Genomic DNA, 12,917 nt, shown 5'->3' with positions numbered 1-12,917 from the left:
TTCGGCCATCATGCGGACAGGGAGGACGAACGCATGGAACAGGCTTCCATGACGGACAGGACGGCGGCTTCGGGCGCGGGCCCTGTCGTGGCCATCATCGACGACGACCTTGACCTGCGCCGCACGGTTGCCGACCTCTTGGGCGAGAACGGCTTCACGCCGCTGCCCCTGCCCGACGGCGCCTCGTTCCTGGCGCTGGGGCCGCGCCCGGCTGTGGACCTTGCGCTGATCGACCTGCGCCTGCGCGGCGAGAATGGCCTGACGCTGGCCATCCGCATCCGCGAGACGATGGGAATTCCCATCGTCATGCTGAAGGGCCGGGGCGACGAGATGGACAAGATCATCGGCCTGGAAACCGGGGCCGACGACTACATGATGAAGCCCTTCAACCCGCGCGAGCTGATCGCCCGCCTGCGTGCCGTCCTGCGCCGGGCCGGTCATCCCGCCATGGCCCCGCCTGACCGCAGCACCAGCACGATCCGCGCCTTCGGGAGGCTGAGGCTGGACCAGACCCGGCGCGAGCTTCTGGATGCCGAGGGCGCCGAAATCCCCCTGACCAACGCCGAATATCGCCTGCTGGACTACTTCCTGCGCCATCCCGGCCGGATCATCCCCCGCACCGAACTGTTGACCGAGCTTGGCAACGACCTGTCGCAATACATGGACCGGACCATCGACGTACTGATCCTGCGCCTGCGCCGCAAGATCGAGTCCGTGCCGTCAAAGCCCGTCCATCTGCAAACCCGGCGTGGGCAGGGCTATATCTTTGTTCTTGGGCCCCCGGCATGAAGGCGCTGTCCGTCCGCGCCAGGCTGCTGACGGCGCTGGCGCTCCTCGCCGTCGCGGTGCTGACCGTGGGGGCCATCGCCTGGGGCGCGCTCAGCCGTGGCAATGACCGGCTGGACCGGCTGCATGGCGAGACCTTGGCCGGGGTAGACCGCGCGCTCACCCTTTCGGGCAACGCCGCCGACCTTGCGACGCTCGCGCCCTATCTGCTGACGCTCGACAGCCCCTACCGCATCGCGCAGGAAGGTCAGGCCGCCACCGCGCTGGTCGATGCCATCGCCACGGGCCTGCCCTCGGGCGACCCCTTGCGCGCCTCGCTGGATGACACCCGCCGCGCGATTGCCGACCTGGTTCGCGACACCTCTCTGCGCGCCGGCTTGCGCGACCGCACGCTGCGTCTGAACGCCGAACTTGCCGCCACCGAGCGCCGCCTTGGCGCACTTTCCGCCCGCTCCGCCGCGCCCTTGCAGGAACGGCAGGACTGGCTGACCCTGCAACGCATCGCTGCGGCGCTTCTGGGGGCCGGGCGGGCCGAGAACCTGATCGGCGTGGGCGAGTTCCAGCGTGAATACACCCGTCTCGTCGCCAGCCTTTCCGCCACACGCCCCGGTTCCGACGGGGCCGAGCTGCAACGCCTCCGCACCATCGCCGAAGGGCCGGAGGGTCTGTTCGAGCTGCGCCGGATCGAACTTGCCCGCCAGATCGGCGCCGAGGCAGCGCTGGTGCGCATCCGTCAGGGGGCGGCGCTGGTCACCGCCAATGCCGCCACCAACACGGCCGCCGCCCAGTCCGTCATCGCCGCCGAGCGCGCCAGTACCACCACGGCGATCGCGGTGGCAAAGTCGACGCTGCTTGTCGTCGTTCTGGCCAGCGCAGCCCTGGCCCTGGCGGCGGCGCTCTATGTTTCGGGCTATGTCACGGCCAACCTCCGCGCGATATCCGATGCGATGATGCGGCTCGCCGCGGGCGACCGGCAGACCCGCCTCCCGCGCGGCGCGGGGCAAGGAGACGAGATCGGCAAGCTCTTCCACGCCTTCCGCACCTTCCGCGCCAATGCCCTTAGGCTGGACCGGTCGCACCGCCAGATGGCGCAGCGCACCGCGCTTTACGAAAACATGATGGCCGGGATCAGCGACGGCGTGGCGATCCTGTCCGATCAGGGCCAGATCGTGGCCCAGAACCAGCGCCTTGCGCCCACCCTCCGCATCGATCCCGCCCGCCTTGCGGGGCGTCCCCGTCTCACCGATGTCATCGCCGAGGCAGGCTGGAAGGCAGGCGAGGCGCCCGGCAGCCTCGTCCATCCGACCGGCCCGCAGGCCGAGCTGCGCGAAAGCCCCCTGCCCGGTGGCGGGGCGGTGGTCCTTGTCTCGGACGCGACCGAACGGCGGCAGATGGAGGACCGCCTGCGCCAGATCCAGCGGATCGAGGCCCTTGGCAAGGTCTCGGGCGAGGTGGCGCATGACTTCGGGAACATCCTGTCCACCATCTCGGGCAGCCTGCACCTCATGGACAGCGCCCCGCCGGAACGTCAGGGGATGCTGCGCCAGACCATCGCCTCGGCGGTGGACCTGGGGACGTCGCTGACCGGGCGGCTCCTGGCCTTCGCGCGGCGTCAGCATCTGGCACCAGAGACGGTGGACCTGCCGACGCTGGTCGACGGCATCGCCGATCTGGTCGGCTTCGCCCTGAGCGACGGGGTCGAACTGGTGATCGATTGCCAGCCGGGGCCGTTGCCGGTGCTGGTCGATCCGGGCCAGCTGGAAAGCGCGATCCTGAACCTCTGCCTGAACGCGGGACAGGCGATCGACGGTGCCGGCCGCATTACCCTGTCCGTCCGGCGCGACGGCGACCTCGCCCTGATCGAGGTCGCCGATACCGGCACCGGCATGACCCCCGAAGTGCTGGCCCATGCGATGGAACCGTTCTTCACCGCTCGCGCCGACGGCACCGGCACGGGTCTTGGACTTGCGATGGTCTATGGCTTCATCCGCCAGTCGGGCGGGGATATCGGCATCGAATCCGCCCCCGGAAAGGGAACCACTGTCCGGCTTGCCTTGCCGCTGCAGCCCGTGGAGCCGTCCAGGCTGCCCCTGCTCGGCACCGTTCTGGTGGTCGAGGACGATCCCTCCGACCGGACGACCGCCCTCTCGCTGCTTGCCCCCGTGACGGACCGCATGCTCGTTGCCGAGGACGCGACCGCCGCTCTGCGCCATCTTGCCGAACCGGTCGGCCTGATCGTCACGGACCTGACACTGCACGGCCAGATCGAGGGCTGGCGTCTGGCCGAGACGGCGCTGACACGCTGGCCCGATGCCAGGGCCATCGTCGTCTCTGGGCACCTGCCAGAGGTGCAACCCCTTTCCACCCGCTTTCCCGGGCGCATCGCGATGCTGGCAAAACCCCTGACGCAAGACCTTCTGTCCAGCGCGTTGGCCGAACTGTTCACCCAAAGGATCGAGGATGCGACGATTGCCCGACACGGCCTCTGACACGCGATTGCCTCCGGCGCCTGCTGCCCTCCTCTTCGACTGTGATGGAACGCTCGTCCTGACGGCAGACCTGCACTACACGGCCATCTCCCGGGCAGTTGCACGGCAAGGTCACGAGATGCCACGCGACTGGTACAGGTCCTTTACGGGCCTTGGGCGGCGCGACCTCTTCCAGCGCTTCGCTGCCGAGGCCTCGACCAGCTTCGACATGGACCGCCTGATCCATGACAGCATCGCGCTGACCGTGGGTCTGACCGGTCACGTGCGCGAAAACCCGTTGGTTGCCGGGCTTGCGCGTCGTGCATTCGGGCGGGTGCCGATGGCGGTCGTGACCAACAGCGAAGGCAGCATCGCGCGGGCAGTCCTGGCAGAAACGCAGCTGTCCGGGCTTTTTGACTGCATCGTGACGGTAGAGGAAGCCCCGCGCCCAAAGCCCGCCCCGGACCTTTACCTGGCCGCTGCAGCGCGTCTGGGCGCACCACCTTCGAGCTGCCTTGTCCTTGAAGACAGCGATCAGGGCATCGATGCGGCGAGATCGGCCGACATGATGTGGGCAGACGTCCGGTCGCAGGACTGGCCTGATCGCTGCGACCGGCTTCTGGCCATGCTCGCCGCCTGATGCGGGGCCAGCGGCGGCGATCAGCGCTCAGGGATGCCGCAAGAGCCGAGCCACCGGCCGCGATCTGCATGCCGTCGCGCGGGAGGCCGTAAAGGGCCGCCGCGGCGTTTGGCTAGACCTTCTTCATGCAGCATCCTCTACCATAGCAGGGGCAATCCCCAGAATGGCGCGGGCAGTCCGCCAGTCGGCCACGGGACGGTTGTAGCGCTCGCACAGATCCACTACGCGGCGCACAAGTGCGGCGTTGGACGGGGCAAGGCGGTCGCGGTCGAGGCGGACGTTGTCTTCAAGCCCCGTGCGGGCATGGCCGCCAGAGGAGACCGCCCAGTCGTTCAGGGTGATCTGGTTCTGCCCGATCCCCGCAGCGCACCAGGGCGCGTCCGCGCCGAACAGGCGTTTGACCGTGCGGATATAGTAGTCGAACACCTCACGATCGGCGGGCATGGCATTCTTCACGCCCATGACGAACTGCACGTAAGGCCGCGCGGTGATCTGGCCCGCCTGCCACATCTGATGCGCCTTCAGGATGTGCGAGAGGTCGAAGGCCTCGATCTCCGGCATGACGCCGTAGGTCTTCATCTCGGCCGCCAGCCAGTCCACCAGGTCCGGCGGGTTTTCATAGACGCGGGTGGGGAAGTTGTTCGACCCCACGGAAAGCGAGGCCATGTCGGGCCGCAGGGGCAGCATCCCGCCCCGCGTCTTGCCCGCGCCGGACCGGCCGCCGGTCGAAAGCTGCACGATCATGCCGGGGCAGTGCTGGCGGATCCCCTCCATCAGACGCGCAAAGCGATCGGGGTCCGAGGTCGGCTTGCCCTCGTCGTCGCGGACATGGGCGTGGACGATGGAGGCGCCGACCTCGAAAGCCTCGTGGGTCGATTCCACCTGTTCGGCGATGGTGATCGGGACGGCGGGGTTGTTCTCCTTGGTCGGCAGCGACCCGGTGATGGCCACGCAGATGATGCAGGGTTTTCCGGCGGCGTCAGACATGGGCGGCGACTTTCATGCGGGCCAGCGCGTCGGCGAAGAAGGGCCGGAAGGCGGCGGGGTGTTCGGACATCGGGAAATGGCCCAGTTCCTCCATCACCGTGCAGGTGGCGCCGGGGATGGCGGCGGCGGTGCGTCGGGCGTCCTCCGGCGTGCAGGTCAGGTCATAGGCGCCGACGAGAAGGTGGACGGGGGTGCGGGTAGTGTCGATCCGCGAAAGGCGTCCGATCAGGCTGTCGTCGCGGGTGTAGAAGGACAGGTCGCCCCGGAAGACGCCGGGGCCGGATTGCATGAACATCCACAGCGTGTTCCAGCGTTCGGCCTCTGGCGCGTGGGGGCTGATGTTGGCCGAGACGAGCGCCGCCCCCATCTCGCCGCCGTGGGCATCGGGGCGGTGGAACCAGTCGATGTCGTACCAGGCGGGCTGGAAGTCGGAGGCCTCGATGGCGATGAAGCCCGAGAAGGCGTCGCCGTGGAGCGCCGCGAGTTGCAGGGCGATGCGGCCCCCCATCGAGCAACCGGCAAGGATGGGGCGGTCGAGGCCGAGGGCGCGGGAGACTGCGAGGACGGTCTCGATATAGGCCTCGGTCGTCAGCAGGTATTCGTCGGTTTGGAAGCCCTCGGGCGGAAGGCTTTTCCCGTGCCAGGGCATGTCGAAGGCGTAGAACCTGTGGTCCTTGGTCAGGCCCGCATCGTTCAGGACATGCCGCCACTGACGGGTGTCGGCCCCGGCGGTGTGGAGGCAAAGGACCGGTGTGCCTTCGCCCGCCATTTCCACATGGATCCGCTGGCGGCGGCCCTGGATGGTGACGGTCAGGTAGCGGCCGGTGATGGGCTCGAAGCTCATGCCAGTTTCTCCTTTTGCAGATCGGGACGGCCCAGCGCCATGAAATCCTTGAAGAAGCGCAGGTTCTTCACCAGGCACAGGATGTCGCCGTCGATCCGACCGCGCCCGATCTTCACCAGGCCGAAGATGTCGTGGAAACCGGGCTTCGGCAGGGGCTGCCAGAACTGCGCCAGCGCCTCGGCATCGGTGCGAAGGGCAAAGCGCCAGGGCGTCTTGCGGCTGGGGCCCTCGGCGATCTGCTCAAGCCGCCCGTCGCGGAAGGTCAGGTAGTATTCCGCCCCGTCCACCTCCAACAGCACTGTTTCGGAAAACAGCCGACCGAGTCGGATCAGATAGGGCGTCGCGTTCAGCCGCGACTGCATCCTGTCCAGTGTGGCGCGCATGGCGTTCCTCCTTGGCCCGACAGGGGCCCTGGACCCGAAAAAGCGCCGCCCGGCCCATTCCCGCAATGACGTGCAGGGTATCCTGCGATACCCTTTCCCGGGCCAAGGGGCCGGACACGGGGCGGGAGTATCGGGCCATACCCGTGCGGTCATTGGCGGGGGGTCGGACGGCGTGGATAGTCGGGTCATCGGCGGGAGGGAGTGGCCTTCAGGGCAGCCCGCACCAGATCAGACCCACGCCCGGAGGAGGGACACATGAGCAAGGTTACCATCGACAACGTCACCGACGTGGTCGTCGCATCGCTGGGCCAGAACGGCCAGATCACCGAGCGTCAGCGCGAGATCATGACCGCGGCCATCCGCCACCTGCACGGGTTCTGCAAGGACGTGAACCTGACCCATGCCGAGTTCATCGACGCCTGCATGTTCCTGGCCCGCGCCGGCGCCGTCTGCAGCGACAAGCGGCAGGAGTTCATCCTGCTGGGCGACATCCTGGGCGTCGAGGTCCTGTGCGACATGCTGACGAACCCGGTCACTGGGTCGGAGTCGGAATCCACCGTGCTTGGCCCCTTCTACCGCGAAAACCCGCCGGTCCTGCCGCATGGCGCCTCGACCGCGCAGAAGCACTTCGACAATGAAGAGACCGTCTTCATGGAAGGCTACATCAAGGACACCTCGGGCCGCCCGCTGGCTGGCGTGACGCTGGACATCTGGGAAGACGCGCCGAACGGCCTTTACGAGAACCACGATCACGACCAGCCCGACTACAACCTGCGCGGCCGGTTCGAGACCGACGAGAACGGCTACTTTGCGCTGCGCGCCCTGCGCCCAGTGCCCTATCCGATCCCGGCGGACGAGACTGCGGGCGAACTGCTGCGCTACATGGGCCACCACCCGAACCGCCCCGGCCACCTGCACTTCATCGTGGCGAAGGAGGGCTACCGGACGCTCGTCAGCCAGATCTACGACAGCTCGTCCAAGTGGCTGGACAATGACTCGGTCTTCGCGGTGAAGGACAGCCTGGTCGGCAACTTCCAGAAGGGCAAGCCCGAGCATGGCACCGACCTTTACCTGCGCTTCGACTTCACGCTGAAGCCCGAAGCCGCCGCCTCGGCCCTGGCTGCCGAATGATCTAACCTCCCGGTTGGACCTTGCCGCGCCCTGGAAACGGGGTGCGGCTTTTTCCTTTGGGGAAGGCGCGTTGGCGGGTTAAGTTTCTGCGCGAGGGGACGCGGATGAACATCAAGCAGCTGGAGTACTTCATTGCGCTCGCCGAGGAGTTGCACTTCGGACGCGCGGCCGAACGTTTGGGCATGGCGCAGCCGCCGCTCAGCCGCCAGATCAAGCAGATCGAGGATGACCTTGGCGCGCTTCTCTTCAACCGGGGCCGCAACGCGATCACCCTTACGCAAGCGGGGGAACGGCTCTATGCCCGCGGGACCGCGATGCTGGCCGAGTTCAACGACATCAAGCTGGAGGTGCGGCGGATCGGTCAGGGGGCCGAGGGGCGGCTTCGCGTGGGCTTCGTGGGGTCGGCGACCTACGGGATCCTGCCCACGATCCTGAAAAGCTTCCGCGCCTCCTACCCGGACGTGAACCTGTCGCTGATCCCGATGAACAACGCGCAGCTGCACCGCAGCCTGATCCGGCGCGAGATCGACATCGCCTTCGCCCGACCGGCGCTGGACGACGCCGAGATCACGACGCGGAAGCTGGGGGAGGAGCCTTTGGTCCTGGCCGTCCCCGACACCTTGGACCTGCCCAAAGGGCCGGTGGACCTGCGTCAGCTGGCGGGCGAGGCCTTTGTCCTTTACCCCGAATTCCCCCGCCCTTCCTTCGCCGATTTCGTGCTGACCAGCTGTGCCGCCCTGGGGATCGAGGTGAAGCGGAGGGTCTTCACGATGGATTTCCAGACCGCCATCGCGCTCGTCTCGGTGGGCGAAGGGGTGGCGATCGTCCCGCAGTCGGTGGGCTCGGTGCAGCGGACGGGGGTGCGGTTCCACGACATCGTCAACCCGCTGGCCAAGACCGGGGTGTCGGTGAACCACCGGCTGGACGAACAGGGCGTGCATGTCCGGAACTTCGTGGCCATCGCCCAGAAGGTGGCGCGGAAGACGTTCTGACTTACGCCCGCCGGGCGATCAGGCAGCGGAAATGCGCGGGGACGTGGTAGCTGCCGTCCGCCTGCTTGAAGGGCGCAAGGGCCGTCGCATGGGCTGCACTGACGGCTTCCTCCCCCGCCCGCTCCATCGCCGCCGCCGCGACGCCCGAGGAGTTCAACCCGCGCAGCGCGGTGGGCAGGTCGGGATAGGTGAAGGGGCTGTCCACGTCGAAGACGCTCTCGGGTTGCAGCCCCGCCGCCTCGGCAAAGCCGGTCAACGCCGCCTTGTCCGACAGGGCGAAGGGACCGGGGGCATTGGGCGGTGGTGGTGGCAGAAGCGGGCGCAGCGCGGTGATGACGCTGGCGGCGGGCATGTTCTGCGGCTCGCCCCAGGTTACCACGACCACGGCACCACCGGGTCGGACCACGCGGGCGGCCTCGACCAGGGCGCGGGCGGGGCTCGCGGCGAACTGGAAGGCGTTGAAGCCGGTGACGAGGTCGAAGCTCGCCTCGGCATGGGGCAGCGTTTCCAGGTCGCCCTTGCGGAAGTCGCCCCCGGGCACGCGCTTCCGTGCGATGTCCAGCAACGGCGGGGCGGCGTCGATGCCCGCGACCGTCAGCCCGACCGCAGAGGCGAGGCTTGCGAACATGCCCGACCCGCAGCCCATGTCGAGAAGCCGCTGCCCCGGAGCTAGATCAAGCGTCCCCAGCACCGCCAGGTAAACCGGCCGTACCATCGCCTCCTGCACCTCGGCCCAGTCGCGGGCGCGCTGGCCCCAGAGATGTGCGTGGCGCGCCTCGGTCGTCATGTCAGACCCCCAGCCAGCGGTGCTGCGCCTCGGTATCCGCCCGGATCGCCTCGGCGCTGCCTTGCCAGACGATGCTGCCCTTCGAAACCACCACCACGTCGTCGGCCAGAGAGGTCGCAAAACCGAAGTTCTGCTCCACCAGCACCATCGACAGGCCCTCGCGCTTAAGGTCCGCCAGCTTGTCGTGGATCAGCTTGACGATGATGGGGGCGAGGCCCTCGGTCGGCTCATCCAGGATCAACAGACGCGGGTTCATCAGCAGGCCCCGCGCGATGGCGAGCATCTGCGCCTCACCCCCGGAAAGCTGGTCGCCGCCGTTGTCGAGGCGTTCGCCAAGGCGGGGGAAAAGCTCGATCACCCGCGCCACGGTCCAGCCGCCCGGCGGGCAGGGAAAACGGCGGGCGGCGAGGTCGAGGTTTTCCCGCACCGACAAGGACCGGAAGATGTCGCGGGTTTCCGGGACATAGGCGATGCCCAGCTTGGCGATCTGGAACGGGGTCATGCCGCTGATTTTCTGGCCGTCGAAGGTCACGCTGCCACCCTTGGCGGGCAACAGGCCCATGATCGTCTTCAGCGTCGTCGACTTCCCCGCGCCGTTGCGGCCGAGGATCGCCAGCACCCGGCCTGGTTCGGCCCTAAGAGACAGCCCGTGCAGGACCTGCGTTTCGCCGTAGCCCGAGGAAAGGTCTGTCAGGTCAAGCATCTTCCCAAGCCCCCAGATAGATGTCCTTCAGAAGCTGGCTGCCCCTTGCGGCCTCGGGCAGGCCATCGAAGACCACCTCGCCGTAGTTCAGCACGGTGATCGTGTCGGCCACGTCGAAGGCGAGGTCCATGTCATGTTCGATGATCAGGATCGTCAGGTCGCGCGGGAGGGCTTTCAACAGGCGGTGGAAGCCCTTCGACATCTCCGGCCCGACGCCGCTGGTCGGCTCGTCCATCAGGATGACCTTGGGCCGGGTGGCCAGCGCGATGCCCACCTCCAGCTGGCGGCGGATGCCGTAGCTGACCGCGTCGACGCGGGCGTCGAGGTAAGGCGCAAGGTCCACCTGCGCCGCGACCTCGCGCACCGTCTCGCGCACCTCCGCGCTTTGCAGCGGGTCGGACCAGAGGCCCTGGCCCTTCCCCAGCGCGACGGCGGCGGCGAGGCCGAGGTTCTCGCGGATCGTCAGCCCGTCGAAGAGCGTGTTCTTCTGGTAGCTGCGGCTCAACCCCCGGCGGGCCCGGTCGGCGACGCGCAGGCCGGTGACGTCCGCGCCGTCCAGATGGATCGTCCCGCTGTTCGGGGTGATTTCCCCCACCAGCTGGTTGAACAGCGTCGTCTTGCCCGCCCCGTTCGGGCCCAGGATCACCCGGCGCTCGCCCTTTTCCAGCTTCAGGCTGACGCCCTTCGTCACCTGGATCGGGCCAAAGGATTTGGTCAGGTTGCGCGTCTCAAGCATCGGCCTTGGCCTCCTTGATCCCGGGTTTGGCGCTGCGGGCGGCCCAGCGGGCCTCGATGAAGCCGAAGACCCCCGGCGCGCGGCTCATCACCACGGCGATCAGGATCAGGCCCACGACGGCGTGCCAGTAGGGGGTGATGGCCGAGATCTCGTGCTTCAGCACCACGAAGAGGATTGCGCCCAGAAGCGGACCGACCAGCGTGCCGAGGCCGCCGAGGATGACGACGACCAGCGCCTCGCCCGAGACGGTCCAGGACAGAAGACCGGGCGAGATGAACTGCGTGTGCTGCGCGGCAAGGCAGCCTGCGAGCCCCGCCAGCGCGCCGGAGATGGCGAAGACCGTCGCCTTGGCGCGCCAGACGGTCAGACCCAGGGCGCGCAGGCGCTTTTCGTTGTGGTGGAGACCCACGAGGCTGCGCCCCAGCCCCGACCGCAGGGTGGCGGCGGCGACAAGGTAGGCAATGGCCACCAGCAGGATCGCATAGACCGCGAAGGCCCGGCTGTCGGTCAGGTCGATGCCGAGGGCGCTCAGGTCCGGGCGCGGGGCACCGGAGAGGCCGTCGTCACCACCGAACAGGGGCGACTGGAAGACGAAGCTGTAGGCCATCTGCCCGAAGGCGAGGGTGGCCATGATGAAGTAGATGCCCGTCGACCGCGCGCAGACGGCTCCGATGACGAAGGACAGGGCCGAGGTCAGCGCCACGGCGAGCAACATCGCGGGCAGCGCGGTCAGCCCGGCGTCATTTGCCGCGACGGTGAAGGCATAGGCACCCACACCCAGAAGCGCGCCGTGGCAGAGCGAGACCATCCCGCCGAACCCGGCGACGAGGTCCAAAGCGATGACGAGGATAGCCAGGATCGCGATCTCGGCCAGGATTTCCAGCCCGTAGAACCTGGCGGCGAAGGCATAGGCCAGCGACCCGGCGGCGAGAAGCGCCAGCGTGGTCACTCTAAGCGGTGTATGTGCGAACATCGGATCACCCTTTCGCGGGCAGAAGGCCCTGCGGACGGGTGACAAGCACCGCCGCGAGAAGCGCATAGATGAGGACGGAACTCAGCGTGGGCAGCAGGACCGCGCCGAAGGTCTGGACGAAGCCGAAGATCAAGGACCCCGCGACCGCGCCCTTCAGGCTGCCAAGGCCGCCGATGACGATGACGATCAGCGTGGGGATCAGGATCTGCAAGCCCATGTCGGGCGTGACGGACAGGACGGGCGCGGCGACGGCCCCCGCAAGGCCCGCCAGCGCGCAGCCGACGACGAAGACCAGGAAGAACATACGTTCCACGTTGATCCCAAGGCAGGCGGCCATCTGGTCATTGTCCACGCCCGCGCGGATCATCGCCCCCACTTGCGTGCGGGTCAGGATCAGGGTCAGGACGCCCAGCACGGCGAGGCCAAGGGCGATGATGAACAGCCGGTAGATCGGGTATTCGACGCCCAGCAGCGAAAGCTGCCCCTCGAACAGCTCCGGCACTGCGATGCCGATGGGCAGGTCGCCCCAGACCAGCCGCGTTGCATCGACGGCCACGAAGATCAGCCCGAAGGTGATCAGCACCTGCGCCATCGGCCCCGCCCGGCGCTGCGAGCGGATCAGGGTGAAGTAAAGGACGGCTCCCAGCGCGGCCACCGCCACGGGCGCAAGAAGGAACCCGCCCCAGTAGCCCAAGGCCCCCGCCAAGGTGGCCGCGACATAGGCGCCGAAGGCGTAGAGCGAGCCGTGGGCGAGGTTCACGAAATGCATCAGCCCGAAGATCACGGTCAGGCCGACAGAGAGAAGAAAGAGGAGCATCGAGAGTTGAAGCGCGTTCAGCATCTGCAACACCCAGAATCCGAGGTCTGCGGTCATGGTCGAACCCTCCGGGGTGAAGGGGGGCCGCTGCAGGCCCCCCGGGTTGGATCAGTTCGTGGCCACGGGCATCGCGCAGCCGTTGACCGGGTCCGCCTCGGCCGGAAGGGTGGCGAGCACCTTCTGGGTCAGGCCCTCGGGACCGGCGACGGTCTCGTAGACGTGGATCGGCTGGACGATGTTGTTCGTCGCCAGGTCAATCCGCAGCTCACCCCGCGGGCCGGTGAAGGCCACTTTCGGCAGCGCCGCCGCAAGGGTTTCGCGGTCGGTGGCACCGGCCTTCACCGCCTCGACCAAAGCGCGGGCGCTGTCATAGCCCTGGACCGCGTATTCCGACGGGATGCGTCCGGTCTTGGCCTTGAACGCCTCGACGAAGGCCGCGTTTTCCGGGTTGTCCAGCGTCGGCACATAGTGCAGCGCGGTGATGACGCCTTCCGCCGCCGGACCTTCCGCCTCGACATAAAGCTGCGAGGTCAGGAAGCCCGAACCATAAAGCGGCATCTCGGCCTTCAGGCCAAAGCTGTCGTACTGCTTGACGAAGGAAATCGCCTCGCCGCCCGCGAAGAAGACGTAGACGGCATCCGCGCCGCTGGCCTTGGCGTTCGCCAGATAC

General features: G+C 67.8%; 14 protein-coding genes. 5 read left to right on the top strand and 9 right to left on the bottom strand.

What is annotated here, in order from left to right:
- Positions 1–33 precede the first annotated feature (33 nt).
- From ACE3Q6_RS10925 to ACE3Q6_RS10915, 3 genes are read left to right on the top strand one after another with little or no spacing between them, the layout of a single operon-like run.
- Complete coding sequence (locus tag ACE3Q6_RS10925) at positions 34–789, top strand: winged helix-turn-helix domain-containing protein (RefSeq protein WP_374432267.1); 756 nt, start codon at positions 34–36, stop codon at positions 787–789.
- Complete coding sequence (locus ACE3Q6_RS10920; RefSeq protein WP_374432266.1) at positions 786–3,275, top strand: ATP-binding protein; 2,490 nt, start codon at positions 786–788, stop codon at positions 3,273–3,275. The genes ACE3Q6_RS10925 and ACE3Q6_RS10920 overlap by 4 nt, the downstream gene beginning before the upstream one ends.
- Positions 3,256–3,894 (top strand): HAD family hydrolase, encoded by a 639-nt coding sequence (locus tag ACE3Q6_RS10915; RefSeq protein WP_374432265.1) that lies wholly within the window; start codon positions 3,256–3,258, stop codon positions 3,892–3,894. Before ACE3Q6_RS10920 ends, ACE3Q6_RS10915 begins: the two co-directional genes overlap by 20 nt.
- Before the next feature lie 123 nt (positions 3,895–4,017).
- Here ACE3Q6_RS10915 and ACE3Q6_RS10910 read toward each other — a convergent pair whose 3' ends face one another.
- From ACE3Q6_RS10910 to ACE3Q6_RS10900, 3 genes are read right to left on the bottom strand one after another with little or no spacing between them, the layout of a single operon-like run.
- Entirely contained in the window at positions 4,018–4,881 is an 864-nt protein-coding gene (locus ACE3Q6_RS10910) for a 3-keto-5-aminohexanoate cleavage protein (RefSeq protein WP_374432264.1), read from the bottom strand.
- Positions 4,874–5,725: an alpha/beta fold hydrolase gene (locus ACE3Q6_RS10905; RefSeq protein ID WP_374432263.1), complete on the bottom strand. Its 852-nt coding sequence runs from the start codon at positions 5,723–5,725 to the stop codon at positions 4,874–4,876. Before ACE3Q6_RS10905 ends, ACE3Q6_RS10910 begins: the two co-directional genes overlap by 8 nt.
- Positions 5,722–6,108, bottom strand: coding sequence for a hypothetical protein (locus tag ACE3Q6_RS10900; RefSeq protein WP_374432262.1), 387 nt, complete (start codon positions 6,106–6,108; stop codon positions 5,722–5,724). Before ACE3Q6_RS10900 ends, ACE3Q6_RS10905 begins: the two co-directional genes overlap by 4 nt.
- Before the next feature lie 255 nt (positions 6,109–6,363).
- Between ACE3Q6_RS10900 and ACE3Q6_RS10895 the strand changes: the two genes are divergently transcribed.
- Positions 6,364–7,239, top strand: a complete 876-nt coding sequence (locus ACE3Q6_RS10895; protein ID WP_374432261.1) for a dioxygenase — start codon at positions 6,364–6,366, stop codon at positions 7,237–7,239.
- A gap of 104 nt (positions 7,240–7,343) precedes the next feature.
- Positions 7,344–8,231, top strand: a complete 888-nt coding sequence (locus tag ACE3Q6_RS10890; protein WP_374432259.1) for a LysR family transcriptional regulator — start codon at positions 7,344–7,346, stop codon at positions 8,229–8,231.
- A gap of 1 nt (position 8,232) precedes the next feature.
- Here the strand turns inward: ACE3Q6_RS10890 and ACE3Q6_RS10885 are convergent, their stop codons facing one another.
- From ACE3Q6_RS10885 to ACE3Q6_RS10860, 6 genes are all read right to left on the bottom strand, one after another.
- Positions 8,233–9,018 carry a class I SAM-dependent methyltransferase gene (locus ACE3Q6_RS10885; protein WP_374432254.1) on the bottom strand — a complete coding sequence of 262 codons (786 nt, stop codon included), beginning with the start codon at positions 9,016–9,018 and terminating at the stop codon, positions 8,233–8,235.
- Between the two features lies 1 nt (position 9,019).
- On the bottom strand, positions 9,020–9,721 hold the full coding sequence (locus ACE3Q6_RS10880) for an ABC transporter ATP-binding protein (protein WP_374432249.1): 702 nt from the start codon (positions 9,719–9,721) through the stop codon (positions 9,020–9,022).
- On the bottom strand, positions 9,714–10,457 hold the full coding sequence (locus ACE3Q6_RS10875; RefSeq protein ID WP_374432244.1) for an ABC transporter ATP-binding protein: 744 nt from the start codon (positions 10,455–10,457) through the stop codon (positions 9,714–9,716). Before ACE3Q6_RS10875 ends, ACE3Q6_RS10880 begins: the two co-directional genes overlap by 8 nt.
- On the bottom strand, positions 10,450–11,430 hold the full coding sequence (locus ACE3Q6_RS10870) for a branched-chain amino acid ABC transporter permease (RefSeq protein ID WP_374432240.1): 981 nt from the start codon (positions 11,428–11,430) through the stop codon (positions 10,450–10,452). The genes ACE3Q6_RS10875 and ACE3Q6_RS10870 overlap by 8 nt, the downstream gene beginning before the upstream one ends.
- A gap of 4 nt (positions 11,431–11,434) precedes the next feature.
- A complete protein-coding gene (locus ACE3Q6_RS10865; protein ID WP_374432235.1) occupies positions 11,435–12,304 on the bottom strand; it encodes a branched-chain amino acid ABC transporter permease in 870 nt (289 codons plus the stop codon).
- A 51-nt stretch (positions 12,305–12,355) separates the two neighbouring features.
- Positions 12,356–12,917, bottom strand: a 562-nt coding sequence (locus tag ACE3Q6_RS10860; RefSeq protein WP_374432229.1) for an ABC transporter substrate-binding protein, incomplete at its 5' end; no start/stop codon positions are given.

This window comes from Tabrizicola sp. (assembly GCF_041913445.1).
GTDB lineage: Bacteria > Pseudomonadota > Alphaproteobacteria > Rhodobacterales > Rhodobacteraceae > Tabrizicola.
This window is presented reverse-complemented; position numbering and strand designations above follow the sequence as displayed.

What these genes read in the sequence shown, in the direction of transcription:
- ACE3Q6_RS10925 (WP_374432267.1), top strand. Translation starts at nt 34, where the DNA reads ATGGAACAGGCTTCCATGACGGACAGGACGGCGGCTTCGGGCGCGGGC.
- ACE3Q6_RS10920 (WP_374432266.1), top strand. Translation starts at nt 786, where the DNA reads ATGAAGGCGCTGTCCGTCCGCGCCAGGCTGCTGACGGCGCTGGCGCTC.
- ACE3Q6_RS10910 (WP_374432264.1), bottom strand. Translation starts at nt 4,881, where the DNA reads ATGTCTGACGCCGCCGGAAAACCCTGCATCATCTGCGTGGCCATCACC.
- ACE3Q6_RS10905 (WP_374432263.1), bottom strand. Translation starts at nt 5,725, where the DNA reads ATGAGCTTCGAGCCCATCACCGGCCGCTACCTGACCGTCACCATCCAG.
- ACE3Q6_RS10900 (WP_374432262.1), bottom strand. Translation starts at nt 6,108, where the DNA reads ATGCGCGCCACACTGGACAGGATGCAGTCGCGGCTGAACGCGACGCCC.
- ACE3Q6_RS10895 (WP_374432261.1), top strand. Translation starts at nt 6,364, where the DNA reads ATGAGCAAGGTTACCATCGACAACGTCACCGACGTGGTCGTCGCATCG.
- ACE3Q6_RS10890 (WP_374432259.1), top strand. Translation starts at nt 7,344, where the DNA reads ATGAACATCAAGCAGCTGGAGTACTTCATTGCGCTCGCCGAGGAGTTG.
- ACE3Q6_RS10885 (WP_374432254.1), bottom strand. Translation starts at nt 9,018, where the DNA reads ATGACGACCGAGGCGCGCCACGCACATCTCTGGGGCCAGCGCGCCCGC.
- ACE3Q6_RS10880 (WP_374432249.1), bottom strand. Translation starts at nt 9,721, where the DNA reads ATGCTTGACCTGACAGACCTTTCCTCGGGCTACGGCGAAACGCAGGTC.
- ACE3Q6_RS10875 (WP_374432244.1), bottom strand. Translation starts at nt 10,457, where the DNA reads ATGCTTGAGACGCGCAACCTGACCAAATCCTTTGGCCCGATCCAGGTG.
- ACE3Q6_RS10870 (WP_374432240.1), bottom strand. Translation starts at nt 11,430, where the DNA reads ATGTTCGCACATACACCGCTTAGAGTGACCACGCTGGCGCTTCTCGCC.
- ACE3Q6_RS10865 (WP_374432235.1), bottom strand. Translation starts at nt 12,304, where the DNA reads ATGACCGCAGACCTCGGATTCTGGGTGTTGCAGATGCTGAACGCGCTT.